The sequence below is a fragment of the Amycolatopsis sp. TNS106 genome (assembly GCF_019330265.1).
GTDB classification, from domain to species: domain Bacteria; phylum Actinomycetota; class Actinomycetes; order Mycobacteriales; family Pseudonocardiaceae; genus Amycolatopsis; species Amycolatopsis lurida.
In genome coordinates this window covers 2,261,269-2,276,716 of sequence record NZ_CP024972.1, presented here as the reverse complement: position 1 = coordinate 2,276,716, position 15,448 = coordinate 2,261,269, and the positions used below count along the sequence as shown (strand labels likewise).

Here is a 15,448-nt window from a genome sequence, read left to right as displayed (position 1 = left end):
GTGGCGCACCACGCGCGAGGGAACCGTCACTTCAGCGAGTTGTCCACTGTGGTCATGAGGGATCCGGTGTCACCGGACATCTCCCAGGCCATGACCCCGAGCAGTCCTCTGGTCTTGAGCCAGGCGACCTTCTGCTGGATGGACCAGGCGTCGTCGAAGGTCCACCATTGCCCGCCGTTGCCCGTGTAGCACGACGTGGCCACGGCCGCGGTGTCGTGCTGGACGGCGCAGTTGGGGACACTGGCCAGGAGATTCGCGTAGCCACGAGTACCTGCTTCCTCGGCGAACTGGCCCGGCGCGGCTCCGGTCGCGCTCTGCCATTCGCCCTTCTTTCCGCCGTCCGCGACCCCTTGCCAGCCTCTCCCGTAGAAGGCGAGCCCGAGGGTGAGTTTCCGTGGATTGGCCCCGGCCTCGGTGTAGGCGTTGATCGCCGATTCGACACTGAACTTGAAGTTGTACGGATCGTCCGCGTCGGCGTACAGGTTCCCCTGGTGGCCGGTGCGGTTCGGCTCCCACGAGTTGTCGCTGCCGGAGCCGTGGAAGTCGTAGCCCTGCACGTTCGCGACGTCGAGGTAGTCGAAGATCTTCGGGATCTCCCAGCCGCCCTTCACCTTCGCCGGGTCGGCGGGGGTGAACGCCTGCAGTTCGTACCGTTTGCCGGTGGTCGCCCCATAGGCGTCCATCTGCGTGCGGAACTCGGCCAGCAGGGCGGTCAGATTCGTCTTGTCGTTGGCGCTCCAGTGGTTCCCGGGGTGCCCGTCGGGGCTGCCCGGCCACTCCCAGTCGATGTCGATGCCGTCGAAGATGCCCGCGGCCGTTCCCGGACCGCCGGCGCCGCCGTACGGCTTCACGTTCCCCTTGAGGTACGTGTCGATGCACGACGCGACGAACTTCTGCCGCGAAGCGGGCGTGGCCGCGACATCGGAGAAGTACTTCGAGTAGGTCCAGCCGCCCAAGGAGATGAGGATCTTCAGGTTGGGGTATTTGGCCTTGAGCTTCTTCAGCTGGTTGAAGTTGCCTCGCAGCGTCTCCCAGCCGGTGTCGCCGACGCCGTCGACGGACTGGGCGGCGGACATCGGCCGCGAGTAGTCGGCTTCCGCGTCGCCGGCGCCGTCACCCTGGTTCGGGTCCTGGGGATTCGGCGTCGTGCCCTTCGTGACGCCCGAAAGGCAGGTGTGGTTGACCGGGTCGATGTTCCCGAAGGCGTACAGCAGATGGGTCAGCTTGGCGGCGGATCCGTTGGTCACCATGTTCTTGACGAAGAACTGGCGGCCGTAGATGCCCCACTGGACGAAGTAGCCGACCCGGGCGTACCCGTTCACGATGTCGCCGGTGCGAGCGCTGACGGCGGCGCTCGCCGCGGAGACGTTGTCGTACCCGTCACGGGCTTTGACCGTGAAAGAGTACGAAGTGGACGGTGAAAGCCCCGTCACCGTCGCGGTCGTCCCGGTCACCGTGGTGGCGAGGGTCGTGCCGCGGTAGACATCGTACGAGACGACGCCGGTGTTGTCCGTGGACGCGTTCCACGCCAGGGAGATCGAGCCCGAGGTGACCGCCGTCGAGCGGAGGTTCGACGGCACGGTCGGTGCCTGGGTGTCGTCACTCGGATTGTTGGTGGTCACCGCCAGCGCCGGGGTGGGCGGCGACTTGGCGTCCTTCCGGTCCTTGGCGACGACGGTGAAGCTGTACGCCGTGTTCGGCGTCAGGCCGGTGATCCTCGCTTCGGTGCCGGTGACCGACGCCGCCAGTGTGGTGCCCTGGTAGACGTCGTAGCCGACGACGGGCAGGGAGCCCGGGGCGGCGGCGTTCCAGGCCAGCGCGGCGGTCGTGGTCGTCTTCGCCACGAGTCGCAGGTTGGCCGGGGTCGACGGCGGGGTGTCGCCGGAGCCGTCGCAGTTGGCGTCGTCGATCCGGCAGGTGGTCGGGTTGACCGCGGAGCTGAGCCGGAACGACGGGCTGTAAGGGTAGGTCGAACGGCCCGGCGCGAGGGACTTGATGTAGTACGCCGGGGTGAGGGTGACCTGGTTGCCCGTCTGGGAAACCGTGCCGTTGGAGCCGCTGGTGGCGGTCACGCCGGCGGGGACGGTGAAGGTGATGGACCAGTCGGCGACGGTTTCGCTGCTGGGGTTCGTGACGGTGTACTCGCCGGTGGTCCCGGCCAAGGTGAAGGCGGCGCGGAGGCGGCCCGCCGCTAGAGCCGGTGTGCCCGCGGCTACCAGGAGCCCGGCGGCGAGGAGTGTCACGGTGAGTGCGCTGAGTAGTCGTTTTCGGGTGCGTCTCATGGCGGTTCTCTCCAAAAGAGGCGGCGAGACTGACCTGCTCTGAATGATGGCGCGTGTGGTCTAGACCACACTTGAATGTAGCGCGGGACGCATAAAAGGTCTAGACCGATTCGGCTGGTCGTGAACCCGTTCGGCCCCGGCCGCGGATAGCAGGTGACACTGACGAACGGCGAAGGGCGGTCCATGAGCTCAGCTGGAGCGGATCCGGACGATCTCGAAGACGCGGAGCTGATCGCGAGATCGGTGACCAGGCCGGACTGGTTCTCCGCGATCTTCGACCGGCATGCCGCGCACATCCACCGTTACCTGGTCAGGCGCATCGGCCCCGCCGCCGCCGAGGACGCGCTGGGGGAGGCGTTCCTGGTGGCCTTCCGCAAACGCGAGGGGTACGACACCGAGCGCCGCGACGCCCGGCCATGGCTCTACGGGATCGCCACCAACCTCGTGGCGCAGCGGCGTCGTGAGGAGGCCAGGGAGCTGAAGCTGCGGGAAGCCCTCGGCCCGCCGTCGCATGAGGAAGGGCACGCCGAGCGCGTCGCGGAGCAGGTGACCGCCGAGGCGATGGGAAAGCTGCTGGACTCTGCGCTGGCGGACCTCACCGACGGCGACCGGGACGCACTCACGTTGTTCGCCGGAGAAGGCCTGAGCTACGAGGAAGTGGCCTCGGCGTTGGGCATTCCGCTCGGCACCGTCCGCTCGCGGCTCAACCGCGCCCGCCGCAAGGTCCCCGAGGCGCTGGGGCGCCCGGGCACCACGACTTCGAAGGAGATCTCCACCCATGGATGAGCTGCAGTCGATCGCCGAGCGGACCGGCTCGGTCCCGCTCGCGGAATCCGGCGCGCTCGGCCAGGCGCGGGCGCGCTTGATGGCCGAGATCGCCGCCGCCGAAGCGGAAAACGTGGTGCCGCTGCGAAAACGACGGCGCTGGGTCTGGACCGGGGCGGGTGCGGCCGGGCTGGCCGCTGCCATCACCGCGGTCGTCGCGCTGGCGCCGGTCGAGCAGGTCGGCCTCGAACCTCCCGCGGCCGCCGCGGATCCCGTGACGGTGCTCCGGAACGCCGCCGCGGCCGCGCTGAAGTCTCCGGCCATTCCGCCGAGGCCCGACCAATTCCTCTATACGAAGACCAAGGATCCCGAGGGGGAGCGGGAATCATGGTTCTCGGCCGACGGCACCCGGGACGGCGTGATCAAGATGGCGGACGGATCGCTCCTGCCGCTCCCGGGCTGCCGGGACGGGAAAGCGCAGGTGTACAAGGGCGGCGAGCCGCTGAAGGGACGCACGGAGCCGTGCGAGCCGACCGTCCGCGATCGCCGTGACCTCCCCACCGGCGCCGACGCGATGTTCGCCTACCTCAACGCCCACCACTCCGGTGAGGACGGCGACTACAACGCGATGGGCAAGGACATCCAGGAGCTGGCGAGTGGGTACTACCTTTCGCCCGCGACTCGCGCCGCCCTGTTCGAAGCCGCGGCGAAGGTGCCCCGGCTCCGGGTCATGGAGACCGCTCACGACGCCGCGGGAAGGCCTGGAGTCGGGATCACGTGGCCGTTGAAGCCCAGCGACGGCCCGGACGCGGAGCCGATCGTGATCGTCTTCGCCGCCGGCACCTTCCAGTTCCTGGGCACGAATTCGACCGCGGTGACCGCGTCCGGCGTGGTGGACGCGGTCGGTCAGCGGCCCTGACGGCTCAGCGGCCGGTGAAGGTCGCCTTGCCGGGGCCGTCGGCGAGGAACGACTTCACCGCGCCGCGCAGATCCTCGGTGTCGAAGAGCCCGGCGGCGATCGTCGTGATGTGCTCGTTCGCCTCGGCGACGCCGCCGTGCTCGTAGTGTTCGAGGACCTTTTTGGTGGCGGCGTGCGCCTTCGTCGGCCCCTGCGCGAGGTCGGTCGCGAAGGCGCGCACGGCCTCGTCGAAGCCGTCGATCGGGAGCACCCGGTTCACCACGTTCCAGCGTTCGAGGGTCGCGGCGTCGTAGGTCGCGCCCGTCATCACGAACTCCTTGGCGCGGCCGACGCCGGCGCGGGCGGCGAGCCGCTGGGTGCCGCCCATGGTCGGGGTCAGGCCGACGACCCGTTCGACCAGGCCGAATTTGGCCTTCTCGCTCGCGAGGACGATGTCGCAGGCGACCGCGACCTCGAACGCCCACGTCAGGCACAGACCGTGGGCGGCGAACACGGTGGGGAACGGGAGCGCGGCGATCCGGTCGGGGATCGCCAGCATCTCGTCGAAGAGCACTTTGGCCTCGGCCGCGCTCGCCTGGGCGTCGAACAGGGAGACGTCCACGCCACCGCTGACGATCTTCCCTTCGGCGCGGATCAGCGCCGCGCGCGGCGGCGTGGTCTCCAGTTCGCCGATCGCCTCGCCCAGTTCGGCCTGCAGCTCCGCCGTGTAGAGGTTCAGCGGCGGCGAAGCGATGGTCAGGACGGCGAGGTCGTCTTCACGGTCGAGGCGGATCGAGGCGGCCAAGGCGGGTTCCCTCCGATGGGTCGTTTTCCGTGACCCTAGTCCGACGCCGCCACGAGTTCGTCCCATTGCGCCTGTGCTTCTGGTCGCCATTCGACGTGCTTGCGGTGGAACAGGTCCGCCGCGCGCACGCCGCTCCAACCGTCGGGGAGGAGTTTCAGCGGAAGGCGCGGATCCAGGAAGGGGAAGCTGCGCCATTCGTGGACGAGTTCGGTCTGCGCGCGCAGGACGCCGCGCTCCCCGGAAGGGTGAAGACCGGTGAACCGGTCGATGAAGTCCTCGTAGCGGTCCTTGAGGTCACTGAGGTCCCACGACCGCGCGACCATCGTCTCCTGATCGCCGACGTCACCGTAAGCGGCGGTGAACGACATCGCCTGCGCGTCGAGGCCGAGTTCCTGCACGATCTGCTGGGCCTCCCGCTGGCGGCTGAGATCCGGGCTGACCCAGACGCCGGCCACCGGCGAGCCGAACCCGGCCCACGTCAGGCGGGTGCGCAGCCTGTGCCGGAGATCCCGTTTCGCTTCGGGGACCGACACGATCAGCATCAGCCAGCGATCGTCCCAGGCCTTCTCTTCGTTGCCGAAGGCGTAGATCCGTTCCGCGCCTTCGGTCAGCAGTCGTCTGCCGGGTGGAGTGAGCGACCAGCGCACTCTTCGCCCGACGCGTTCGGAGACGACCCAGCCCTCGGCGGAGGAGCGGGCCAGCGCCTGTCGTGCGGACTTCTCCTCGATGTCCAGCACGCGCAGCGCTTCGACCAGCGTCGACGTCCAGATCGATTGATCACGGGGCAGGACGTACTCGCCGAGGATCGTCATCAGCAACGACCGCGCGCTGGCATGACCGACTTCCCGCCGCCTGCTCAACGTCGGCCTACGGGTACCGCCTTTCTGCTGGTGGACGACGGGGACCGGGGTGGCGGAGTCCGCCATTTGCTGTCACCGACCTCAATGCTCGGGGATTCGTTCGGGTCCAGAAGAACAACCAGGTTACCCACGTTCCGTGATCGCTTGGATACTTGCCACTCTTCCGAGGGACCACGAGCTGTTCAATCGGCCCCCGTAGACTTACCGATCTCATGAGCGCCACACTCGTTGCCAAGAATCTCGCCGCCGGCCACGGCGACCGTGTTCTGTTCTCCGGTCTCGACCTGGTCGTCGCGCCCGGCGAAGTGATCGGTCTCGTCGGGGTCAACGGTGCGGGCAAGTCGACCCTGCTGAAGACCCTCGGCGGCCTGGTCCCGCCCGAAGAGGGCAGCGTACGGCTGAACCCGCCGACGGCCACCGTCGGTCACCTCCCGCAGGAGCCGGAACGCCGTGAGGGTGAGTCCGTCCGCGCGTTCCTCTCCCGGCGCACCGGCGTCACCGCCGCGCAGGCCGCGCTCGACGCCGCCACCGAAGCGCTCACCGCGGGCGAACCCGGCGCGGACGACGCGTACGGCCTCGCACTCGACCGCTGGCTCGCGCTCGGCGGGGCAGATCTGGACGACAGGGCGGGCGAGGTCGTCGCGGATCTCGGGCTCACCGTGAACCTCGACCAGCCGATGCTGTCGCTGTCGGGCGGGCAGGCGGCCCGCGCGGGGATGGCGTCGCTGCTGCTGAGCCGCTACGACATCTTCCTGCTCGACGAGCCGACCAACGACCTCGACCTCGACGGGCTGGAACGGCTCGAGCGGTTCGTGACCGGACTGCGTGCCGGGACCGTGCTGGTCAGCCACGACCGGGAATTCCTCGCCCGCACCGTGGACCGGGTCGTCGAACTCGACTACGCGCAGCAGCAGGTGCGGACCTACGGCGGCGGCTACGAGTCGTACCTGGAGGAACGTGCCGTCGCGCGGCGGCACGCCCGCGAGGAGTACGAAGAGTTCGCGAACACCAAGGCCTCGCTCGAAGCCCGTGGCGCGATGCAGCGTTCGTGGATGGAGAAGGGCGTCAAGAACGCGCGGCGCAAGGCCACCGACAACGACAAGGTGGGCCGCAAGTTCCGGAGCGAGGCGACGGAGAAGCAGGCGTCGAAGGCCCGGCAGACCGACCGCATGATCGAGCGGCTCGAAGTCGTCGAGGAACCGCGCAAGGAATGGGAACTGCGGATGGAGATCGCCGCCGCGCCCAGGGCGGGCGCGGTCGTGGCGACCCTGCGCGGCGCGGTGGTGCGGCGGGGCGAGTTCACCCTCGGGCCGGTGGACCTGCAGATCGACTGGGCGGACAAGGTCGCGATCACCGGGGCCAACGGCGCCGGGAAGTCGACGCTGCTCGCCGCGCTGCTCGGACGCGTCCCGGTCGGCGAAGGCGCCGCGTCACTGGGTTCCGGTGTCGTGGTCGGCGAGGTCGACCAGGCGCGGAAGCTGTTCCTCGGCGACCTGCCGCTGGTCGAGGCGTTCGCCCGCGAGGTCCCGGAACTGGCCGACGCCGATGTGCGGACGCTGCTGGCGAAGTACGGGCTCAAGGCCGCGCACGTCCTCCGGTCCGCGGCCACGTTGTCGCCGGGGGAGCGGACCCGGTCCGCGCTGGCGCTGCTGCAGGCACGCGGGGTGAACCTGCTCGTGCTCGACGAGCCGACGAACCACCTCGACCTGCCCGCGATCGAGCAGCTGGAGTCGGCGCTGGCGGAGTATCCGGGGACGCTGCTGCTGGTGACGCACGACCGCCGGATGCTGGACGCGGTGGCGACGACGCGGCGGCTGGAAGTCGCCGACGGCAAGGTCACCGAGCTGTGAACATTCAGAGGACTGAATGCGGCGAGGCTGCCGGCCGGATGACGTCCGGCTGTCGCGAAAGCCACTTTCGCGACGTCTGATGCCCCGAAAGTGGCTTTCACGACATCGGCGCTGAGGCACAGCTGAGCATTTGGAGGACTGAACACGGGTCAGCCCTTGGTGGCGCCGCCGGTGAGCCCTTTCACGAACTGCTTCTGCAACGCCAGGTAGAAGATCAGCACCGGAAGGGTCGCCAGGAACATCAGCGCGAACACGCTGCCGAGATCCGCCTGGTACTGCCCGATCGAGCGGTAGATCCCGGTGGTGATAGTCGTGCCCTGGCTGGGACCGAGGATGATCAGCGGATCGATGAAATCGTTCCAGATCCACACCCCGAGGAAGATCAGCACACTCGCCGTGGCCGGGCGCAGCAGCGGGAACACGATCCGCCAGAACACCTGTGCCCTGCTCGCGCCGTCGAGCAGGGCGGCCTCCTCGAGCTCCACCGGCACCCCGCGGATGAACCCGGTGAACACGAAGACACCGAACGGCACGTAGTAGCCGACGTTGAACAGCACCAAGCCCTGGATCGTCGCCATCAGCCCGGTCAGCCGCAGCACCTCGGTGACCGGGATCAGGATCACCTGGGGCGGGATCATCAAGCCCGCCAACAAGATCAGCGTGAGTACCTTGGTCCATCGCTTGCCCGAACGCGCCAGGTAATGCCCGAGCAAGGCCGAGAGCACGGTCAGCACGATGATCGACAGCAGGGTGACGAGCACGCTGTTCGCCAGGCTCACCCAGAACAGGCCGTCGGGCCGGGTGAGGACGGCGTGGATGTTGGACAGCGTCGGTGGCAGCGGGACCGACGCCGGCTCCTGGGCGATCCGGTCGCCGGGTTTGAAGACGTTGACGAGGACGTAGTACAGCGGCACGGCGAAGAGCGCGCTCGCCAGGATCGCCGCGGCGGGCCGGAGTCTCATGGTCACAGGTCCACCTCCCGCCGCCGCAGGAACCGCAGCACGATCGTGGTCAGGGCCGCCACGATCACCAGCATCACCACGGCCATCGCGGACGCGTAGCCGACATGGTTCGCGTCGAGGCCGGTGGCGAGGACAGCGAACGCGATGGTGGCCGTGGTCCCGGAACCGGGCCCGCCGTTGGTGACCACCTTGACGTAGTCGTAGGTCTTGAACGCCGAGATCAGCAGGACGACGGTGTTGATCGTCAGTGACGGCGCGAGCAGCGGCCAGGTCACCGCGCGGAACCGCCGGACCGGTCCGGCGCCGTCGATCTCCGCGGCCTCCAGGAGTTCGGCCGGGACCCCCTGCAGGCCCGCGAGGTACACGACCACGCAGAACCCCAGCATCTGCCAGCACACGATCGACGCGACCGAGTACAGCGCGAGATCCGGATCCGAAAGCCAGCCCGGCGGATGCTCGACGCCGAGGGCGCGGAGCGCGTCGTTGACCGGGCCCCGGTCGTCGAGCAGCTTCGTCCAGATGATGCTGACCACGACCGAGCTGAGGATCACGGGCGTGAAGAACACGCTGCGCAGAACTTTGTACAGCACGCCTTTCCGGTCGAGCAGCACCGCGACGCCGAGCCCGAGCACGTTCGGGACGACCACGACGATCACGGTCAGGATCGTGGTGACCCGCAGTGCGGTGAGGAACTGTTCGTCCTGGAACAGCAGCCGGTAGTTCTCGATCCCGACGAACTCGGCGGGCGGGTTGAACGGATTGTGGTTCGTCAGGCTGTAACCGAAGCTGATGAGGATCGGCGCCATGACGAAGCAGAGGTAGATGACGACGCCGGGCGCGCCGAACGAGGCGAAATGCCATACCCGCGGCAGGATCGGTTTTCTCCCCATCGCGGTGTCAGCGCGCCTTCGCCCATTCGGTGTCCAGGAACGCGCAGGCGTCGGCCACCGTTTTGCGGCCGGTGATGACGTCCTGCGCGGCCTGGTGGACCTTGTCCTTCATCCCCGGCAGGAGACCGTCGTCCGCGGTTTCCCAGCTGAAGGCGTTCACGACCGCGTTCTTCGCGACGGCTTCCTGGTACAGGTCGTAGCCCGCCTTGAAGACCGGGCCGACGTCGGAGGGCGGCGTGTAGCCCTTGATCGCGGGGAACAGGCCGTCGGCCTTGACCGAGGCGTCGATCTGCTCCTTGTCGAGCTGGAACGCGAGTGCGAACTTCCTTGCCGCGTCGAGGTTCCGCGACTTCGCGTTGACGACGATGCCGCCACCGGTATAGGCGGGCACGACGAGTTTTCCGTCCTCGGAAGGGAAGTTGAAGACGCCGATCTCGAACGGCGGCTTCCTGGCGTCGGCACTGGCGGCGAACCAGTTGCCCATCGGGTACATCGCGCCCTCACCGTTGAGGAAGGCCGCCTCGGTCGCCGAGTAGTCCCGTGAGACCTGGGTCTTGTCGAGGTAGCCCTTGGCCACCAGGTCGGCGAACTTGCCGAACGCCTGCTGGAACGCCGGATCGGTGAACTTGACCTGGTCGGCCCGCCGCTGGGAAAGCCAGTCCGGTGTCCTGCCGTAGACGTCGACGCTGACCAGGCCGTCGAGCAGCATCGCGGAAGGGAACCCCTCCTTGCCGCCGCCGATGGTGAACGGAGTGATGCCTTTCGCCTTCAGTTTCTCCGACGCGGCGAGGAGTTCGTTCCACGTCTTCGGTGCCGACGTGATCCCGGCGTCGGCGAAGAGCTTCTTGTTGTAGTAGATCGGCGGGATGGTCTGGGTGTTGGCGGGCAGCTGGTGGTGCCGGCCCTTGATCGGGTTGGCCGCGGGGAACTGGAAGTCCTTGAGCTCCTCGGGCGTCCACGCGTAGAGGTTGCCCGATTCGGCGAAACCGGCCGAGTCGACGGCGATCGCGACGTCCGGGAACTGGCCGGACTGCAGCAACTGCTTGGCGTAGCCGGTGCGGTCGGTCGACGGGGCGACCAGTTTCTTCACGCTCAAGCCGGGATTGCGGGCGGTGACGCGTTGGATCGCGGAGTCCCAATAGGACGGTGGGAGGTTCGGCGTCTCGAACGTGAGGAAGGTGATCTCGGTGCCGGAGGCGTTCGTCCCGCCGCCGACGGTGCATCCGGTGAGGCTCGCGACGAGGAGTAGTGCGGCTCTCAACGCGAAGGACCTTCTCATGCCCCAGTCACCCTTCTCGCGGTCTCCTAGACGACGGCATTCGATCGGATGTCTAGGGGGATGTCAAGCGGCATTTGCGGGGTGTGGGCGCGAAAAATGGCCGAGACATCTGATCTATCGCGGTGCTCAGACCTTGGTCAACCGGACCACGACGCTGGCGAAATCTCCCTCCGGCAAACCGGGGAACAGGCCGTGTGCCAGGAGCGAGGCGCCGTGCCACACCTTTCCGGTGTCCTCGTCGCGGTAGCGGGCGGAGGGATCGAGACCGTCGAGCCGGACCGGTCGTTCATGAGTGTGGAAATGTGCCGCTTGCCGGAACACGAAGACCACCGCGCGTCCGCCGTCGACCGTCACGTACTGCAGCGCGGAGACGCCGTCGGTGGCAGGCGGTACGAGACGGTGGAGCCTGCCGTGCTGGACGATCGGCCGGATCTCCTTGTACAGCGCGATCTGCTCGCGCGCGTGGTCCGAATCGTCCTCGGACCACTTTACGATGTCGCCGCCGATGCCGAGTACCCCCGTCATCGCGACGTGGAACCGGAAGCGCAGCGGAGTGGATCGCCGGGTGACGAAGTTCGGATCGTCGGTGACCCACGCCGACATCGCGCGCGCCGGGTACACCTGGCCGTAGCCGTGCTGGATGACGAGCCGGTCGAGCGCGTCGGTGTTGTCGGAAGTCCAGACCTGGTCCGTCCTGGCCATGATCCCGAGATCGATCCGGCCGCCACCGCCGCTGCACGCCTCGATCCGCAGCCCGGGATGGCGGGCGCGCAGGCGGTCCATGATCGCGTAGACGGAGCGAGTGTGCTCCACCCACAGCCGGTCCGGATCGCTGTCGGCGGGCCAGCCCGCCTCGCTGAACGGGCGGTTCATGTCCCATTTCAGGAAGTCGATCCCGTGCGTGCCGACGAGGGTGTCCAGCGTGCCGAACGCCCACTCGGCGACGTCCGGGCGGGCGAAGTTGAGCACCAGCTGCCGCCGGAGTTCCGAACGAGTCCGATGTGGATGATGGAGGACCCAGTCGGGGTGGACGCGGTGGAGGTCGCTGTCCGGATTGACCATTTCGGGTTCGACCCAGAGCCCGAACTTCATGCCGAGGCGATGCACTTCGCCGACGAGTGGTTGGAGGCCGTCCGGGAACTTGTCCCGGTTGACGTGCCAGTCGCCGAGGCCGGCGTGGTCACCGTTCCGGGCGCCGAACCAGCCGTCGTCCACCACGAACAGTTCCGCGCCGAGCGCGGCCGCCTTTTTCGCGAGCGCGCGTTGCCCCGCGTCGCTGACGTCGAAACCCGTTGCCTCCCAGGAGTTGTAGAGTACCGGCCGGAGCTCGCCTGGATGCGGGAGGACATGGCCGATCGTGTACGCGTGCCAGGCGCGGCTCGCGGCGCCGAATCCGCCCTCGGTGTACAACCCGGCGAAAACCGGCGTGGTGAGCGTGTCGCCCGGTGCGAGCCGGGGGATGACGCCGTCTTGGCCGAAACCGCCGGTCACGGTGAGGCGGCCGGTGGACGAGCGGGTGGTGGTGATCCGCCACGAACCGCTCCACGCGAGCACTGCGCTGTAGACCTGGCCGTGGCACTCGGTCGTTTCGCCGTCGTCGAGCATCACCCACGGATTGGCGTGATGGCTCGTGATACCGCGCCTGCTCCCGAACGTCGTTTCGCCGTGGGGGACGGGCTCGCGGAGCAGTTGGCTTTCGGCTGCCCAGCGGCCGGTGACGTGGCTGATCCGATAGTCCGGCCGGTCCGGCACGACCCAGGTCGCCGAATCGGCCCGGATGATCTCGATCGGGCCTTCCGTGCCGGCGTGGCGGAGTTCGGTCCAGCGCTCGATGACGTCGGTGCCCTCCGGGACGCGGTAGCCGAGCGTGATCCGGAGGGGATAGTGGCGATCGCGGAACCGGACGCGCAACCGCCCGCCGTCGATGTCGTGGCCGACGTACCGCCATTCGAGCGCCCGGGTTCCGTCGGCGAACCGAACCTGGAGTGCGGGTGTCCAGTAACGGGTGCCGCCGTCGGCGGCGAGTTCGTCGAGTCCCTCGTTGGGATCGTTGAAGGCGTCCCAGCGCTCTTTCATCCGGGGAAGGACGTCGGCGAGCTGTGCCGTGGTCAGCTTCGGGCCCCAGTACACGTGGGAGGGCATGTCGTCCTCGGCCAGCCTGAGCGCGTAACTCGTGGCTGCCGTGCTGATGAGCCAGGAACGGGTGTTCTCGTCGAAAACGATCTCGGCCACGAGGTCATCCTGGCTCCGAACGGTGGCGGCGGCCAGCGGGCTCCCGCTCGGCGGTACATGAGGGGAGCCGTGAAGGCCTCCTTGAGGGACCCAGAGTCCCTCAAGGAGGCCTTCACGGACCGCGCCGGGGATCAACCGCGGCCGGCGTACTTGTCCGCGAACCCGGTGGCACCCTAGGGGCGCGAGGTGAGATAACCGCCCATGGTCCGGAAGTACTCGTTCGCGGCGAGTTCGGTGCCGTCCTCGGTCCGGACCCGCTCGATGACGAGACCGTGCGAACGGCCCCGGCGCGACTCCGGCCCGGCGACGATCACGACGCCTTCACCCTCACGGATGAAGATCCGGCCGGGGGTGCCGCCGTAGTGCCCCACCGACACCGAAGAGCGGATCACGCGCAGCTGCTTCCCGCGGTGGTAGGTGAAGGCGTTGGGGTACGGGTCGGACTGGGCGCGCACCAGCCGCTCGATCTCCTCGGCGGGCCAGGACCAGTCGATGAGGCTGTCTTCGAGGGCGCGCTTGTGGAAGAAGCTGGCCTTCGACCTGTCCTGTTTGACCGGCGTGTAGTCCCCGCTCGCGATGAGCTCGATCGCCTCGGTGGTGATCGGCGCGATGAGGTCGACCGTCCGGTGGAACAGATCGGTCGTCGTGTCCCTCGGGCCCACCGGCACGGAGCGCTGGAGCACGATGTCGCCCGCGTCGAGGTCGGCGTCCATCATGTGGGCGGTGAGGCCCACTTCCTTCTCGCCGTTGATGAGCGCCCAGATCAGCGGCGAGAAGCCGGCGTAGGCGGGCAGCAGCGAGTCGTGGACGTTCAGCGTGCCGTACCGCGGCATCTCGAAGATCTCGGGCGGCAGCCAGGTGCGCCAGTTGTTGGCGACGATCAGGTCGAGGTCGGCTTCCTTCAGCTCCGCCAGCAGTTCCGCGTCGTCGGGACGCTGCCGAAGCAGCGCGCGGATCCCGTTGGCCTCGGCGAGGTCCGCGACGGAATCGGACCAGATCTTCTCGTAGGCGTGGTCACTCTTCGGGTGGGTGACGACGAGGGCGACATCGTGCCCGGCGTCGATCAACGCCCGCAGGGTGCGGTGTCCCCAGGTCTGGTATCCGAACATGGCGACCCGCATGGGACCGGCCTCCTCCTGGTCGAGGGATGAACATCACCACTGAAAGTACTAGTTGAGCCTCACCTAACTTAGGTTAGGGTTCCCTGGTCTTTGTAACGAAGTACCGAGATGCGGCTGAGCCGCGCTAGGGGTTCAAGATGGCACGAGCAGTGGTCGGTGAACGGGTTCCGGTCTACGACGTGGTCGGGGTCGGGTTCGGTCCCTCGAACCTCGCGCTCGCCATCGCGGTCACCGAGCACAACACCGCGCCGGGGGCTGAGACCGTCACCGCCCACTTCCTCGAGCGTCAGGTGCGTTTCGGCTGGCACCGCGGGATGTTGATCGACAACGCGACCATGCAGGTCTCCTTCCTCAAGGACCTGGCGACGATGCGGAACCCGACGAGTTCCTTCAGCTTCCTGTCGTATTTGCACAGCAAGGACCGATTAGTCGATTTCATCAACCACAAGAACCTGTTCCCGTTGCGGATCGAGTTCCACGACTACTTCGAATGGGCGGCGGAAAAGGTCGACGACCTGGTTTCCTACGGCACCGAAGTGCTCTCCGTCACGCCGGTGTTCGACGGCGACGAGATCGTGTTCTTCGACGTGCACGCCCGCACCGACGGTGAACTGGTGAACCTGCGCGCCCGCAATCTGGTGATGGGCACCGGGCTGCGGCCGAACCTCCCCGAAGGTGTGACGCCGGGAACACGGATCTGGCACAACAGCGAACTCCTGCACCGGCTGGAGGGGATGGCCGCCGAGGAACCGAAGCGCTTCGTCGTCGTCGGCGCCGGCCAGAGCGCGGCCGAGGTGAGCGCGCTGCTGCACGACCGCTTCCCCCGGGCCGAGGTGTGCGCGGTGTTCGCGCGGTACGGCTACAGCCCGGCCGACGACAGCGCGTTCGCGAACCGGATCTTCGACCCCGAGGCGGTCGGGCGGTTCTACGAAGCGCCGGAAGCGGTCAAGGACCGGCTGATGCGCTACCACGGCGCGACCAACTATTCGGCCGTGGACATCGAACTCATCGACGAGCTGTACCGGCGCGTCTACCGCGAGAAGGTGCAGGGGATCGAGCGGCTGAAACTCATCAACGTCTCCCGTCCCACCGAGGTCACCGACACCGGCTCCGAAGTGCGGGTCACCGTCGAAGCGCTGGAGACCGGGGAGCGGACCCGGCTCGACGCCGACTTCGTCGTGTACGCCACCGGGTACAGCCCGGCCGACCCGACGCCATTGCTCGGTGAGCTGGCGTCGGCCTGCATGCGCGACGACGAGGGCAGGCTCCGCGTCGAACGCGACTACCGGATCGTCACCGAGCCGCCGCTGGACGGCGGGATCTACCTGCAGGGCGGCACCGAGCACACGCACGGCATCACGTCGTCGCTGTTGTCCAACACCGCCGTCCGGGTCGGCGAGATCCTGCAGTCCATTGTGGACCGCCGGGCCGCGGGTGCGTCCCGGCCCGAGTACGCGGTGAGCGGGACCGGGCCCGCCTGAGGCACGGACGATCCCGAAAGCAC

At 68.0% G+C, this 15,448-nt stretch carries 12 protein-coding genes; 4 read left to right on the top strand and 8 right to left on the bottom strand.

Annotated elements, in window-relative coordinates; genetic code table 11:
• Positions 1-26 precede the first annotated feature (26 nt).
• Positions 27-2,243 carry a glycosyl hydrolase family 18 protein gene (locus CVV72_RS10180; protein WP_219153903.1) on the bottom strand — a complete coding sequence of 739 codons (2,217 nt, stop codon included), beginning with the start codon at positions 2,241-2,243 and terminating at the stop codon, positions 27-29.
• A 222-nt stretch (positions 2,244-2,465) separates the two neighbouring features.
• Between CVV72_RS10180 and CVV72_RS10175 the strand changes: the two genes are divergently transcribed.
• Both CVV72_RS10175 and CVV72_RS10170 read left to right on the top strand, forming a co-directional pair.
• Positions 2,466-3,068, top strand: a complete 603-nt coding sequence (locus CVV72_RS10175; RefSeq protein WP_219152194.1) for an RNA polymerase sigma factor — start codon at positions 2,466-2,468, stop codon at positions 3,066-3,068.
• On the top strand, positions 3,061-3,966 hold the full coding sequence (locus CVV72_RS10170; RefSeq protein ID WP_219152193.1) for a CU044_5270 family protein: 906 nt from the start codon (positions 3,061-3,063) through the stop codon (positions 3,964-3,966). The genes CVV72_RS10175 and CVV72_RS10170 overlap by 8 nt, the downstream gene beginning before the upstream one ends.
• Before the next feature lie 4 nt (positions 3,967-3,970).
• Here CVV72_RS10170 and CVV72_RS10165 read toward each other — a convergent pair whose 3' ends face one another.
• Both CVV72_RS10165 and CVV72_RS10160 read right to left on the bottom strand, forming a co-directional pair.
• Entirely contained in the window at positions 3,971-4,750 is a 780-nt protein-coding gene (locus CVV72_RS10165; protein WP_219152192.1) for an enoyl-CoA hydratase/isomerase family protein, read from the bottom strand.
• 35 nt (positions 4,751-4,785) lie between these two features.
• Positions 4,786-5,562, bottom strand: coding sequence for a PaaX family transcriptional regulator C-terminal domain-containing protein (locus CVV72_RS10160; RefSeq protein ID WP_034306864.1), 777 nt, complete (start codon positions 5,560-5,562; stop codon positions 4,786-4,788).
• Positions 5,563-5,822: 260 nt separating this feature from the next.
• Between CVV72_RS10160 and CVV72_RS10155 the strand changes: the two genes are divergently transcribed.
• On the top strand, positions 5,823-7,460 hold the full coding sequence (locus tag CVV72_RS10155; RefSeq protein WP_219152191.1) for an ABC-F family ATP-binding cassette domain-containing protein: 1,638 nt from the start codon (positions 5,823-5,825) through the stop codon (positions 7,458-7,460).
• A gap of 149 nt (positions 7,461-7,609) precedes the next feature.
• On the opposite strand, the gene CVV72_RS10150 is transcribed toward CVV72_RS10155, so the two are convergent.
• From CVV72_RS10150 to CVV72_RS10130, 5 genes are all read right to left on the bottom strand, one after another.
• Entirely contained in the window at positions 7,610-8,422 is an 813-nt protein-coding gene (locus CVV72_RS10150) for a carbohydrate ABC transporter permease (RefSeq protein WP_219153902.1), read from the bottom strand.
• Between the two features lie 2 nt (positions 8,423-8,424).
• Complete coding sequence (locus CVV72_RS10145; RefSeq protein WP_219152190.1) at positions 8,425-9,312, bottom strand: carbohydrate ABC transporter permease; 888 nt, start codon at positions 9,310-9,312, stop codon at positions 8,425-8,427.
• A 7-nt stretch (positions 9,313-9,319) separates the two neighbouring features.
• Complete coding sequence (locus CVV72_RS10140; RefSeq protein ID WP_219152189.1) at positions 9,320-10,591, bottom strand: extracellular solute-binding protein; 1,272 nt, start codon at positions 10,589-10,591, stop codon at positions 9,320-9,322.
• Positions 10,592-10,717: 126 nt separating this feature from the next.
• Positions 10,718-12,823, bottom strand: a complete 2,106-nt coding sequence (locus CVV72_RS10135; protein WP_219152188.1) for an alpha-galactosidase — start codon at positions 12,821-12,823, stop codon at positions 10,718-10,720.
• Between the two features lie 173 nt (positions 12,824-12,996).
• Positions 12,997-13,944: a methionyl-tRNA formyltransferase gene (locus CVV72_RS10130; RefSeq protein ID WP_219152187.1), complete on the bottom strand. Its 948-nt coding sequence runs from the start codon at positions 13,942-13,944 to the stop codon at positions 12,997-12,999.
• Positions 13,945-14,081: 137 nt separating this feature from the next.
• Here CVV72_RS10130 and CVV72_RS10125 point away from each other — a divergent pair, with 137 nt between their 5' ends.
• Entirely contained in the window at positions 14,082-15,425 is a 1,344-nt protein-coding gene (locus CVV72_RS10125; protein WP_219152186.1) for a lysine N(6)-hydroxylase/L-ornithine N(5)-oxygenase family protein, read from the top strand.
• Positions 15,426-15,448: the final 23 nt, after the last annotated feature.